This is a genomic window from Angustibacter aerolatus (assembly GCF_054776675.1).
The window spans coordinates 1-12,003 of sequence record NZ_BAAHBM010000089.1; the positions used below are offsets into that span (position 1 = coordinate 1).

Genomic DNA, 12,003 nt, shown 5'->3' on the forward strand with positions numbered 1-12,003 from the left:
CCCCGCGCCCCGCGGGTCGAGGCCGACGTGCGCACCACCGGCGCGGCCTACCGCGTGCGCGCCGGCGACGCGACGCTCACCGTGCGGCCCGGCCCGGGCTCGAAGGGTGGGTCGGTGACCCTGCAGGCCGGCGCCGGCCGGTCGGCCCGCACCACGACCGCGGCGCTGCCGGCCGGGTTCCGCACCAGCGCGTGGCACGCGGTGTCGCTGCAGGTGCGCGGCCGCGACGTCCGCGCGCAGGTGTCGCACGCCCGGCTCGGCGACCCCGTGGCCGACCTGTCGCTGCGGCTGCCGCGATCGCTCGGCACGGCGTCCGGCGCCGACGGCGTGGTCGCGCTGGGCCGCGGCGTGCACGTCGACGACCTGTCGGCGCTCGCGTCCACGAAGCCGGTCACCCGCGTCGTGCGCGACGTCGTCCCCAGCCGGCTCGTGCGGTCGATGAGCGACGAGTTCAGCGGCAGCGCGCTCGGCGCCGGCTGGTCGTGGGTGCGCCCTGACGCCGCCGCCACCGTGTCGGGCGGCGCGCTGCGCTGGCCGACCGAGGCCGCCGACCTGACCGGGCCGGACAACACCGCCGGCGTGCTGCTGCGCGACGCGCCGCAGGGCGCGTGGACCGCCGAGACCAAGCTGACCATCGACCTCGGCACCGACGACGTCCGCAACTTCCAGCAGGGCGGGTTGATCGCCTACGGCGGCGACGACCTGTTCACCCGGCTGTCGCACGTCGCCATCTGGGACACCCGCCAGGTCGAGTTCGGCAAGGAGACGCCCTACGCCGACCGGCTCTCGTACGGCGGCACCATCGTCGGCCCGCCGTCGACCACCACGTGGCTGCGCATCACGCACACCGTGGCCGCCGACGGCGAGCACCGGCTGCGCGGCTGGTCGAGCCGCGACGGACGGCACTGGGTGCGCGGCGGGGTCTGGACCCTGCCGGCCGGCACCGACGTCCGCGTCGGCCTGGTGGCGCACGGCGGTGCCGGCGCCACCGCGGTCTTCGACTACCTCCGGATCTCTCGCTAGCAACCACGAGGAGCACCATGCGCGACCACGACGCACCCACCGACCTGACCCGCCGCGGCTTCCTGGGCCTCGGCGTCGGCACGGCCGCCGCCGCGGCGCTGACCGCCTGCGGCGGCGGCAAGTCGGCCAGCGACGCCGCCGGAGGGGCTGGCGCCGCCAAGCCGTCCGGCACGTTCACGGCGAAGTACGACGGCCCGAAGATCACGCTGTCGTACTGGAACGGCTTCACCGGCGGCGACGGCCCGTTCATGAAGCAGATGGTCGCCCAGTTCCAGAAGGAGCACCCGACCATCGCGGTCAACAGCAACACGATCGAGTGGGCGCAGTACTACCAGCGGCTGCCCGCGGCCGTCACCGCCGGCAAGGGCCCGGACGTCGGCGCCATGCACCTCGACCAGCTGGCGACGAACGCCGTCCGCAAGATCATCGTGCCGGTCGACGACGTCGCGTCCGCGATCGGGCTGAGCGAGGCCGACTTCACGCCGGAGGTCTGGCAGGCCGGGCAGTTCAAGGGCGCCCGCTACGGCATCCCGCTCGACGTGCACTCGCTCGCGATGTACTACAACACCGACGACTTCACGAAGGCCGGCGTCACCGAGGCACCGACGGACAAGGCCTCCTTCCAGGCCGCGCTCGACGCGCTGAAGGGCAAGGGCGGCCAGGACCAGCCGTTCTGGATGCCGACCCGCTGGCCTGCGCACCTGATGTTCCTGTCCCTGCTGTGGCAGAACGGCGGCGAGCCGTACGCCACCGACGGCAGCAGGGCGACGTTCGACTCCGAGCAGGGCGTCGCGGCGCTCACCTGGATGCGCGACATGGTGACCCGGGGCTACAGCCCGTCGAACGTGGCGATCGACTCGCAGTACGTCGGGTTCAAGAACAAGAAGCTGTCGGTCACCTGGGACGGCATCTGGCAGATCAACGACCTGAACGCCGCCAAGCTGCCGTACGCCCTGGCCCCGGTGCCGAAGATCGGCGAGACGAACGCGGTCTGGGCCAACTCGCACAACTTCTACCTGACCAGGCAGGCGACGCAGGACGAGAACCGGCTGCAGGCCTCGAAGGTCTTCATCGACTGGATCAGCCAGAAGTCCGCCGAGTGGGCGGGCGCGGGCATGGTGCCGGCGCGCAAGTCGGTGCGGGAGTCGGCGGCGGTCAAGGGCACCAAGCAGGCGCCGATCGCGGCCGAGATCGCGCAGCTGAAGTTCCTGCCGCCGGTGCCGGGCCTGGGCGACGTGCAGTCGCAGACGCTCGAGATCGCGGTCGCGAACGGCGTCCTCGGCAAGCAGACCCCCCAGGCGGCGCTGAAGGACGCGGCGTCGAAGGCCACGCAGCTCATGCAGGCCAACCAGAAGAAGTTCGGGGCCTGACCATGTCGACCGTGGCGACGCAGCCACAGCACGACGCGGCGACCGCGGCCCCGAGTCGCAGCGGGAAGGTGAAGGCGGGGCCGGCCGGGCGGAGCGGGATCGCGCCCTGGCTGTTCCTCGCGCCGTACCTGGTGCTGTTCCTGGCGTTCGTGGTCGCGCCCATCGTGTTCGGCCTGTGGATCAGCCTGCACGACTACGACTACACGCTGCCGGGCAAGCCGTTCGTGGGCCTGGACAACTACGCCAAGCTCTTCACCGCGGGGTCGGTCACCGCCGGGCCGTTCTGGCAGGCCATGCGGGCGACCGGCATCTTCACGGTGATCAGCGTGCCGCTGCTGCTCGTCGTCCCGCTCGCGGTCGCGCTGCTGATGAACGCGAAGCTCAGGGGCCGCAACCTGTTCCGCGCGCTGTACTTCGCGCCGTACGTGCTGGGCGTCGCCGTCGTCTCCTCGCTGTGGCGGTTCCTGCTCGACGCGAACATCGGCCTGGTGAACCAGTACCTCGGGGCGCTCGGTCTGGGCGACCACGTCGCGTGGCTGACGTCGACGCCGCCGGCGTGGGTGGCGCTGATCGGCGTCACCGTGTGGTGGACGCTCGGCTTCAACGCCGTCATCTACCTCGCCGGGCTGCAGGACATCTCGCCGGAGCTCTACGAGGCGGCCCGCGTCGACGGCGCGAACGCCTGGCAGCGGTTCCGCAACGTCACGCTGCCGGGCCTGCGGCCGGTGCTGTCGTTCGTCACGATGGTCACGATCATCGCCTCGGCGAACATGTTCGGGCAGTCGTACCTCATGACGCGCGGCGCACCGGGTCGCGAGACCCGCACGGCGATCTACCAGATCACCGAGACCGGCCTGACGAACTTCCAGATGGGCGACGCCGCCGCCATGAGCTACGTGCTCACCGTGGTGCTGATGCTGCTGAGCGTCGGCGTGTTCATGCTGTTCCGCGAGAGGGAGGCGTGATGGCCACGGCCACGGCGACCACGGGTCGCGACACGTCGGCGGCGCCGACCGCGAACAAGCGGAGCGGCGGCGCGGGCCGGACGCTGCGCTACGTCGGCATGATCCTGCTGGCGCTGCTGTTCGTCAGCCCGCTGCTCTTCATGCTCATCACGTCGTTCAAGACGCGGGCCGAGGCGGCGGGGGTGCCGCCCACCTGGTGGCCGCACCCCTTCACCACGCAGGCCTACACCTCGATCCTGGACGCCCCCGGCACGCCGATGCTGCGCTGGTTCGCCAACAGCATGATCGCGGCCACCGCCAACGCGGCGCTCGTCGTCGCCACCGCGGCGATGGCGGCGTACCCGTTGGCGCGCATGCAGTTCCGGGGCAAGCGGATCGTGTTCGGCGCCATCATCGCGACGCTCTTCGTGCCGCCGGTCATCCTCGTCATCCCGAACTACCTGATCGTCGGGCAGCTGAAGTGGCTCGACACCCTCGTCGCGGTGATCGTGCCGACGGCGGCCAGCGCGTTCGGGGTGTTCTTCGTCCGGCAGTTCTTCCTGTCGCTGCCGGCCGAGCTCGAGGAGGCGGCCACGCTCGACGGCGCGAACCGGTGGCAGACCTTCGCGAAGGTCGTGCTGCCGCTGTCGAAGCCGGCGCTGGTGACGCTGGCGCTGCTGTCGTTCCTCACCAACTGGAACGACTTCCTCTGGCCGGTCTACGTGCTCTTCAGCCCCGAGTCGCAGACGCTGCCCGCGGGCCTGTCGACGCTGCAGTCGGCGAACAGCGTGCGCTACGACCTGCTGATGGCCGGCGCGGTGATCGCCAGCGTGCCGGTGCTGCTGCTCTACGTGCTGGCGCAGCGGTTCATCATCGAGGGCGTCTCGCGGTCGGGCGTCAAGGGCTGACGATCCTCGACACGGCAGCGCCCCGGACCCCCGAGGGGTCCGGGGCGCTGCTGCGCGTGCCGGCTCAGAGCGGGGTGCCGCCGGTGACGGCGAGCACCTCGCCGGTGACGTAGCTGGACTCCTGCGAGGCGAAGAACACGTACGCCGGCGCCAGCTCGGCGGGCTGTCCGGCGCGGCCGAGCGGCGCGTCCTCGCCGAACGTCTCGACCTTCTCCGGCGGCATGGTGGCCGGGATGAGCGGCGTCCAGATCGGGCCGGGTGCCACGGCGTTCACGCGGACGCCCTGCTCGGCGACGCCCTGGGCCAGGCCCTTGGTGAAGTTGATGATCGCACCCTTGGTGGTGGCGTAGTCGAGCAGCTCGGGCGAGGGCGTGGTGCCCTGGATCGACGCGGTGTTGATGATCGTCGAGCCGGGCTGCATGTGCTGCAGCGCCATCTTCGACAACCAGAACATCGCGTACAGGTTCGTCTTCATGACGCGGTCGAACTGCTCGGTCGTGATGTCGGCGATGCCACCGGGCTGCACCATCTGGTACGCCGCGTTGTTCACCAGCACGTCGACGCCACCCAGCTCCTGCACGGCGGTGTCGATCACCTGCTGGCAGTGGCTCTCGTCGCGCAGGTCGCCGGGGCAGGTGACGGCCTTGCGACCGGCGTCCTCCACGAGGCGCACGGTCTCCTGCGCGTCCTCCTCCTCGTCCTCGAGGTAGGCGATGAGCACGTCGGCGCCCTCGCGGGCGAACGCCAGCGCGACGGCCCGGCCGATGCCGGAGTCGCCGCCGGTGATCACGGCCCGCTTGCCCTCGAGCCGGTTGCTGCCGCGGTAGCTGTCCTCGCCGTGGTCGGGCTGCTCGCCCATGTCGGACGTCACGCCGGGGTGGGCGATCTGCTCGCCCTCGGTGTCGGGCTGCTCGTGCTGCGACGTCGGGTCCTGCGGGGTGGTCTGGTCCTCGCTCACGAGGGGTCCCTCCTGGGTCGTGGTGGGCCGTGGAGCCGACCCCGTCGCCAGGATGCCGCCGCTGCGGCACGCCAGCATGCTGGACGCATGCCGACCTCGGACGGACGCCAGCACCCCCGCCCGCAGCTCACCCGCCCGGAGTGGCAGGACCTGTGCGGCGAGTGGGACCTCGCGTTCGACGACACCGGCGAGGGCGTGGCGCAGCAGTGGCAGCGCCGCGACGACGTGTTCGACCGCACGATCGTCGTCCCCTTCCCGTTCGAGTCGCCGGCCAGCGGGATCGGCGACACCGGCCACCACCCCGTCGTCTGGTACCGGCGCGTCGTCGAGGCGTCGGCCGCTCCGGGCCGCCGGCTGCTGCTGCACCTGGGCGCCGTCGACTACCGCGCGCACGTGTGGGTGAACGGGCACGCCGTCGCCTACCACGAGGGCGGCCACACACCGTTCACCGCCGACATCACTCCCACCCTCGACCCGTCGGGGCGCCAGGTGGTCGTGGTGCGCGCCGAGGACAGCCCGACCGACCTGCGGCAGCCGCGCGGCAAGCAGGACTGGCAGCCCGAGCCGCACGCCATCTGGTACGACCGGACGTCGGGCATCTGGCAGCCGGTGTGGCTGGAGGAGGTGCCCGAGGCCCGCATCCGCTCGCTGCGCTGGACGCCGGACGTCGACGCGCGCAGCATCGGGCTGGCCGTGCGGCTGCGGCGCGACGAGCACCGGGGGCTGCGGCTGCGGGTGGTGCTGCGGCACCACGACGAGGTGGTCGCCGACGACACGTACCTCGCCGACAGCGGCGAGATCGAGCGCCGGATCACGCTCGTGGAGCACGACATGAGCCTCGGCCACTCGCGGCTGCTGTGGACGCCGGAGTCGCCCGAGCTGATCGACGCCACGCTCACGCTGCTCGGCGCCGACGGGGTGGTGCTCGACGAGGTGGGCAGCTACACGGCGCTGCGCAGCGTGCAGGCGTCCCGCGACCGCCTGCTGCTGAACGGCCGGCCGTACTACCTGCGCCTGGTGCTGGCGCAGAACTTCTGGCCCGAGAGCCACCTGGCCGCACCGAGCGCCGACGCGCTGCGCCGCGAGGTCGAGCTGGCGAAGGAGCTGGGGTTCAACGGCGTCCGGCTGCACCAGAAGGTCGAGGACCCGCGGTTCCTGGAGTGGTGCGACCGGCTGGGGCTGCTGGTGTGGGCGGAGATGCCGGCGGCGTACGAGTACTCGACGACGACCGTCGAGCGGGTGACCCGCGAGTGGCTCGAGGTGCTGGAGCGCGACGCCAGCCACCCGTGCATCGTCGCCTGGGTGCCGGTCAACGAGAGCTGGGGCGTGCCGGCGCTCGAGCGGTCGCCGGCGCAGCAGGCGTTCGTGCGCGCGCTGTTCCACCTCACGAAGGCGATCGACCCCGAGCGCCTGGTGATCGGCAACGACGGCTGGGAGCAGCCGGTGACCGACGTGGTGACCGTGCACGACTACACCAGCCGCGGCGAGGTGCTGCGCGAGCGGTACGGCACCCGCGACGCCGTCGAGCACACGCTGTCGAACACGCAGCCGGCCTACCGGGTGGTGCTGCTGCAGGGACTGCAGCGCGAGGACCGGCCGGTGCTGGTCAGCGAGTTCGGCGGCATCTCGCTGGCCACCGACGACGGGTGGCACGGGTACGGCGCGGTGCCGGACGCCGACGCCCTGCTCGCCGGGTACCGCGACCTGGTGACCGCGCTGCTCGACAGCCCCGCCGTGGTCGGCTTCTGCTGGACGCAGCTCACCGACACCCAGCAGGAGCGCAACGGCCTGCTCACCGCGGCCCGCGAGCCGAAGGTGCCGGTCGAGCAGCTGCGGGCCGTCACGGCCCGCGTCTCGGCCGCGGTGCCGGGCGACGCCGTCGGCGAGTTCGCCTACGGCGACTACTCCCCCACGGCGGCGGCCGAGCCAGGCGCGGCCGAGTGAGCCGCGCGCGGCCCGCTCAGGTCGCCAGGCCGGTGCCGGGCACGAGCGGCGCCTGCTGCCCGGCCTGCACGTGGTGCACGATCGCGACCGTGCCGCCGCCGAGGGCGCTGCCGACGACCAGCCCGGCGGCGCCGAACGCGGCCGGCACCCGGTAGCGGCGCCCTCGGTCCACGACGTCGCGCCGCGGCACCCAGACGGCGTCCGGGACGGCGGTGGGGCCGGTCTGCGGCCGGGTGGTGGTGGTGGGGGTGCTCATCGGGTCCTCCTCGCGCCTGCGGCCGCCGGTCGGCCGTCTGCAGGAGACGTTCGCGGCCCGCGCTGTCCTGGCGCTGTGCCGGCGCTGGCGTCACCCGGTGAGGGCGGACCCGCTCGCCACGACGAGCACGACGTCGACCAGCGCGATGCCCGCCGCGGCGAGCACCGTGAGCTGACCGCGCACCCCGCGCAGCGCCGCGAGCACGGCCACCACCGCGAGCGCGGCGCTGACCACGAGGCCGACGACGCCGAGCGCACCGCCGCCGGTGCCCGACACGACGAGCGCCGAGGCGAGCACGAGCAGCAGCGGCGCCGCGACGCCGGATCCCTTGCGCCCCAACCGGTACGGCGCGCTGAAGACGCCGGTGGCACGGTCGTCGTCGAGGTCGGGCAGCGTGTTCACCACGTGCGCGCCGACGCCGAGCAGCGCCCCCGCCACCACCAGCCAGGACGGCGGCACCTCGCCCGGCGGCACCCCCAGCCGCACGACGGCCGGCAGCGTGCCGAAGGCCGTGGCGTACGGCACCCACGACAGCACGGTGCGCTTGAGCCCGAGGTCGTAGGCCCAGCCCGAGGCGACGACGACGAGGTGCGCCGCCCCGGCTCCGGTGCCGAGCGCGAACGACAGCGGCACCGACAGCGCGGCCGACGCGAGCGCGGCGGCGCGCACGACGTGCTCCGGCACGGCTCCCGACGCGACCGGCTTGTCGGTGCGTCCGACGGCCCGGTCGCGCCCGGCGTCCAGCCAGTCGTTGGCCCAGCCGATCGACAGCTGCCCGACGCCCACGACGAGCAGCACCAGCAGACAGCGCAGCGCGCTCGCGCCGTCACCCGCCGCGAGCGCCGTCGCCAGCAGCGTCACCGCCAGACCGGGGCCGGGGTGGGAGGTGCGCACCAGGCCCCCGATCACGCACGCACCCTACGCAGCCGCGACCGCGTCTCGGGCGGGCAGCCCGCAGGCGCCGCTCGTATGCTCGGGCGATGGTGAGTCCCAGCCGGGTGGCGGCCGTGCAGCCGGTGCTGCCCCCGCACCGCTACCAGCAGCGCGAGATCACCGAGACGTTCGCGCAGGTGGTGCTGGGCGACGACCACCCGCACCAGCTGCTGCACCGGCTGCACGAGAGCTCGCAGGTCGCCGCCCGGCACCTGGCGCTGCCGCTCGAGCGCTACCGCGACCTGGGCGACTTCGGCGCCCGCAACGACGCGTTCCTCGAGGTGGCGACCGAGCTGGGGGCGCAGGCGATCACCGGCGCGCTCGAGCGGGCCGGCCTGCGACCGGCGGACGTCGACGTCGTGGTGACGACGACGGTGACCGGCATGGCGATCCCGTCGCTCGACGCGCGCATCGCGAACCGCATCGGGCTGCGGCCCGACGTGCACCGGGTGCCGCTCTTCGGGCTCGGCTGCGCCGGCGGCGCCGCGGGGCTGGCCCGCACGCACGACCTGCTCGCCGGTCACCCCGACCGGGTCGCGGTGCTGCTGTCGGTCGAGCTCTGCACGCTGACGCTGCAGGCCGACGACCGGTCGACGGCGGCGCTGGTGGCGTCCGGACTGTTCGGCGACGGCGCGGCCGCGGTCGTCGTGGTCGGCGCCGACCGGCAGCCACCGCCCGGCGTCACGTGGGACGGCCCCGAGCTGGTCGACAGCCGCAGCCACCTCTACCCCGGCACCCAGCGCGCCATGGGGTGGGACGTCGGGTCCGGGGGCCTCAAGGTGGTGCTCGGCGTCGAGGTGCCGGACCTGGTGCGGACGTACCTCGGCGGCGACGTGCGCGGGTTCCTCGGCGACCACGGCCTCGAGGTCGACGACGTCGTCGGGTGGGTGTCGCACCCCGGCGGCCCGAAGGTGATCGAGGCGATCCAGGCCGAGCTGCGGCTGCCGGACGACGCGCTCGAGCTCACCTGGGCCTCGCTCGCCGAGGTGGGCAACCTGTCGTCGTCGTCGGTGCTGCACGTGCTGCACGACACGCTCGTCAAGCGTCAGCACCCGGCCGGTGCGCCCGGGCTGCTGCTGGCGATGGGGCCGGGCTTCTGCGCCGAGCTCGTGCTGCTGCGATGGTGAGCGCCGCCTGGTTCGTGGTGCTGGTGCTGCTGGTCGGCGTCGAGCGGCTCGCCGAGCTCGTGGTCTCGAAGCGCAACCTGCGCTGGGCGATGCAGCACGGCGGGTTCGAGCGCGGCCAGGGGCACTTCCCGGTGATGGTCACCCTGCACACGCTGTTCCTCGCGGCGATGGTCGTCGAGGTGCTGGCGCTCGACCGGCCGTTCGTGCCCGCGCTCGGCTGGACGATGCTGGCGCTCGTGGTGCTGGCCCAGGCCGTGCGCTGGTGGTGCATCGGCACGCTGGGGCACCGCTGGAACACCAAGGTGGTCGTGGTGCCCGGGCTGCCGCGCGTGCGCTCCGGGCCGTACCGCTGGTTGCCGCACCCCAACTACGTGGTGGTCGTCGCCGAGGGCGTGGCGCTGCCGCTGGTGCACACCGCGTGGGTGACCGCCGTCGCGTTCACCGTGCTGAACGCGGCGCTGCTCACCGTGCGCATCCGCACCGAGCGCGCCGCGCTGACCGAGGCCGAGGCCATGCCGGCGGCCGCATGACCGGCACCGACCTGCTGGTGGTCGGCGGCGGCCCGGCCGGCCTGGCCACCGCGACCCTCGCAGCCCGCGCCGGGCTGCGGACGGCGCTGATCGAGCCGCGCAGCGGGCCGATCGACAAGGCCTGCGGCGAGGGGCTGATGCCGGGCGCCGTCGAGGCCGTTCGCGAGCTGGCCGGCGTCGTGGCGGGCGTGCCGTTCCGCGGCATCCGGTACGTCGACGGCAGCGGCCGCGAGGCGCGCGCGCTCTTCACCGACGGCACCGGTCGCGGGGTGCGGCGCACCACCCTGCAGCCGGCGCTGCTGCAGGCCGCCCGCGACGCCGGCGTCGAGGTGCGCACCGGCCGGGTCACCGGCGTGCGGCAGGACGTCGAGGGCGTCGACGCGTCGCTGGCCGACGGCACCGGGCTGCGCACTCGCTGGTTGGTGGCCGCCGACGGACTGCACTCCCCCGTGCGCGCGGCGCTCGGGCTCGACGCGCCGGTGCGCGGGCGGGCCCGGTACGGCCTGCGCCGGCACTTCGCCGTCGAGCCGTGGACCGACCTGGTCGAGGTGCACTGGGCCCGCGACGCCGAGGCGTACGTGACGCCGGTCGCGCCCGACCTGGTCGGCGTGGCGCTGCTCGTGCACCACCAGGGCCCGTTCGAGCAGCACCTGCGGCAGTTCCCGCGGCTCGCCGAGCGGCTGCCGGCCGCGCCGGCCACCAGCGCGCGCAGCGCCGGACCGCTGCGGCAGCGCTCGACGCGCCGCGTCGCCGGCCGGGTGCTGCTGGTCGGCGACGCCGCCGGGTACGTCGACGCGCTGACCGGCGAGGGCATCGCGGTGTCGCTGGCGAGCGCCCGCGTGCTGGTCGACGCGCTGGTCGCCGAGCGCCCCGGCGACTACGAGCAGGCCTGGCTCGACGTGTCGCGCCGCTACCGGCTCATCACCTCGACGCTGCTGGCGGCGAGCCGGGTGCCGCCCGTGCGCCCGGCGCTGGTGCCGGCCGCCCGGGCCCTGCCCGGGGTGTTCCGCCGGGCCGTCGACCAGCTCGAGGCCTGAGCCGCCTGCCGGCTAGAGCGCGCCGGCGAGGGTGACGCGCTCGCCGCCCTCGACGGCGGCCGGGCGGGGGTCGGCGGCGGGTGGCGGGTCGGCCAGGCAGCTGGCGGCCAGGTCGAGGTCGGCGTCCGGCACCCGGTAGCGGGTGGAGGTGTCGAGGTGGTGCGGCACGACCGCCTCGACGACCGCGCCGCCCGAGTCGTCGGCGTACGCACTGGCGCGGACGTCCGCCAGCACCGTCGCGGTCCCGCCGGGCAGCCCCTCGAACGGCCGGGCCAGCTGCAGCCGCACCTCGCGCGGCGCGCTGCCGGCGGTGTCGGGCGCGCGGCACGAGGCCCAGGTGAGGCGCCACCCCTCGCCCGTCATCCGGCGCACGAGCGGCAGCAGCGCGTCGAGCCGCCCCGCGTCGGCGCGCACCCTGGCCCGCCGGTAGGGCACGTCGGCCGAGCCCACGTCGGTGCTCGCGGCGCGGGCGCTCGGCGCGGTGCCGGTCAGCGCGGCGAGGTCGGTGGTGACGGCGCGCAGCCGGGCGGCGTCCGTGGCGTCAGGGGCCGACTCGTCGTCGCCGCAGGCGGTCAGCGGCAGCACGACCAGCGCCAGCAGCCCCAGCACGCGTCGGCCCAGCACGCGTCGCCGCAGCCGTCGCACCCGCACCCCCGTGTCGCCGAGCCTCGCTCCGTGCCAGGGCATCACGGTAACGTGGTGCGCGGGGAGGCCGCCGCGCCGGTGCGTGGCGGCTCGAGGGGGACGGACGTCCGACGGGGCGTGGAGGGGGTGTCGCCGTGGGCGACGACGTGCAGCTCACCACGTGGCTGCACCGTGCCCGCACGCTGCTGCACGCGCTCGAGCACGTGTCGGCGTACGTCACCGACCCGCGGTCGGTGCTCGACGACGTGCAGGCCGCGGCCGCGCTCGTCGAGGAGGCGCCGAGCGGCGACGCGCAGCGCGCCACCGACCTCGCCGACCGGGCCGAGCG

12 protein-coding genes and 1 pseudogene are annotated in these 12,003 nt (G+C 74.4%); 9 read left to right on the forward strand and 4 right to left on the reverse strand.

All coding sequences use genetic code 11. The annotated features are described in order from the left end of the window. The 4 genes and pseudogenes from ACYVI6_RS15725 to ACYVI6_RS15740 form a co-directional block, all read left to right on the forward strand. A pseudogene (locus ACYVI6_RS15725) lies at window positions 1–1,023 on the forward strand (family 43 glycosylhydrolase); the annotation flags it as partial. 17 nt (window positions 1,024–1,040) lie between these two features. After that, the gene (locus ACYVI6_RS15730; RefSeq protein ID WP_460447269.1) at window positions 1,041–2,393 is read left to right on the forward strand and encodes an ABC transporter substrate-binding protein; all 1,353 of its coding nucleotides are present in this window, start codon (window positions 1,041–1,043) and stop codon (window positions 2,391–2,393) included. A 2-nt stretch (window positions 2,394–2,395) separates the two neighbouring features. Further along, window positions 2,396–3,358 carry a carbohydrate ABC transporter permease gene (locus tag ACYVI6_RS15735; RefSeq protein ID WP_460447270.1) on the forward strand — a complete coding sequence of 321 codons (963 nt, stop codon included), beginning with the start codon at window positions 2,396–2,398 and terminating at the stop codon, window positions 3,356–3,358. After that, window positions 3,358–4,245 carry a carbohydrate ABC transporter permease gene (locus tag ACYVI6_RS15740; protein WP_460447271.1) on the forward strand — a complete coding sequence of 296 codons (888 nt, stop codon included), beginning with the start codon at window positions 3,358–3,360 and terminating at the stop codon, window positions 4,243–4,245. The genes ACYVI6_RS15735 and ACYVI6_RS15740 overlap by 1 nt, the downstream gene beginning before the upstream one ends. Window positions 4,246–4,309: 64 nt before the next feature. On the opposite strand, the gene ACYVI6_RS15745 is transcribed toward ACYVI6_RS15740, so the two are convergent. Next, window positions 4,310–5,203: an SDR family oxidoreductase gene (locus ACYVI6_RS15745; protein WP_460447272.1), complete on the reverse strand. Its 894-nt coding sequence runs from the start codon at window positions 5,201–5,203 to the stop codon at window positions 4,310–4,312. Window positions 5,204–5,290: 87 nt separating this feature from the next. Between ACYVI6_RS15745 and ACYVI6_RS15750 the strand changes: the two genes are divergently transcribed. Beyond that, window positions 5,291–7,147 carry a glycoside hydrolase family 2 protein gene (locus ACYVI6_RS15750; protein ID WP_460447273.1) on the forward strand — a complete coding sequence of 619 codons (1,857 nt, stop codon included), beginning with the start codon at window positions 5,291–5,293 and terminating at the stop codon, window positions 7,145–7,147. Window positions 7,148–7,163: 16 nt separating this feature from the next. On the opposite strand, the gene ACYVI6_RS15755 is transcribed toward ACYVI6_RS15750, so the two are convergent. Both ACYVI6_RS15755 and ACYVI6_RS15760 read right to left on the reverse strand, forming a co-directional pair. Next, window positions 7,164–7,403, reverse strand: coding sequence for a hypothetical protein (locus ACYVI6_RS15755; protein ID WP_460447274.1), 240 nt, complete (start codon window positions 7,401–7,403; stop codon window positions 7,164–7,166). Between the two features lie 90 nt (window positions 7,404–7,493). Beyond that, window positions 7,494–8,312, reverse strand: coding sequence for a UbiA family prenyltransferase (locus tag ACYVI6_RS15760; RefSeq protein WP_460447275.1), 819 nt, complete (start codon window positions 8,310–8,312; stop codon window positions 7,494–7,496). 71 nt (window positions 8,313–8,383) lie between these two features. Here ACYVI6_RS15760 and ACYVI6_RS15765 point away from each other — a divergent pair, with 71 nt between their 5' ends. Genes ACYVI6_RS15765 through ACYVI6_RS15775 form a run of 3 tightly spaced genes read left to right on the forward strand, consistent with a single transcriptional unit; the run spans window position 8,384 to window position 11,030 of the window. After that, window positions 8,384–9,463 (forward strand): type III polyketide synthase, encoded by a 1,080-nt coding sequence (locus tag ACYVI6_RS15765; protein WP_460447276.1) that lies wholly within the window; start codon window positions 8,384–8,386, stop codon window positions 9,461–9,463. Then, the gene (locus ACYVI6_RS15770) at window positions 9,457–9,993 is read left to right on the forward strand and encodes an isoprenylcysteine carboxyl methyltransferase family protein (RefSeq protein ID WP_460447277.1); all 537 of its coding nucleotides are present in this window, start codon (window positions 9,457–9,459) and stop codon (window positions 9,991–9,993) included. The genes ACYVI6_RS15765 and ACYVI6_RS15770 overlap by 7 nt, the downstream gene beginning before the upstream one ends. Continuing rightward, window positions 9,990–11,030, forward strand: a complete 1,041-nt coding sequence (locus ACYVI6_RS15775; RefSeq protein WP_460447278.1) for an NAD(P)/FAD-dependent oxidoreductase — start codon at window positions 9,990–9,992, stop codon at window positions 11,028–11,030. The genes ACYVI6_RS15770 and ACYVI6_RS15775 overlap by 4 nt, the downstream gene beginning before the upstream one ends. Window positions 11,031–11,042: 12 nt before the next feature. Here the strand turns inward: ACYVI6_RS15775 and ACYVI6_RS15780 are convergent, their stop codons facing one another. Continuing rightward, window positions 11,043–11,717, reverse strand: coding sequence for a hypothetical protein (locus tag ACYVI6_RS15780; RefSeq protein WP_460447279.1), 675 nt, complete (start codon window positions 11,715–11,717; stop codon window positions 11,043–11,045). Between the two features lie 92 nt (window positions 11,718–11,809). Between ACYVI6_RS15780 and ACYVI6_RS15785 the strand changes: the two genes are divergently transcribed. Further along, window positions 11,810–12,003, forward strand: a 194-nt coding sequence (locus ACYVI6_RS15785) for a hypothetical protein (RefSeq protein ID WP_460447280.1), incomplete at its 3' end; no start/stop codon positions are given.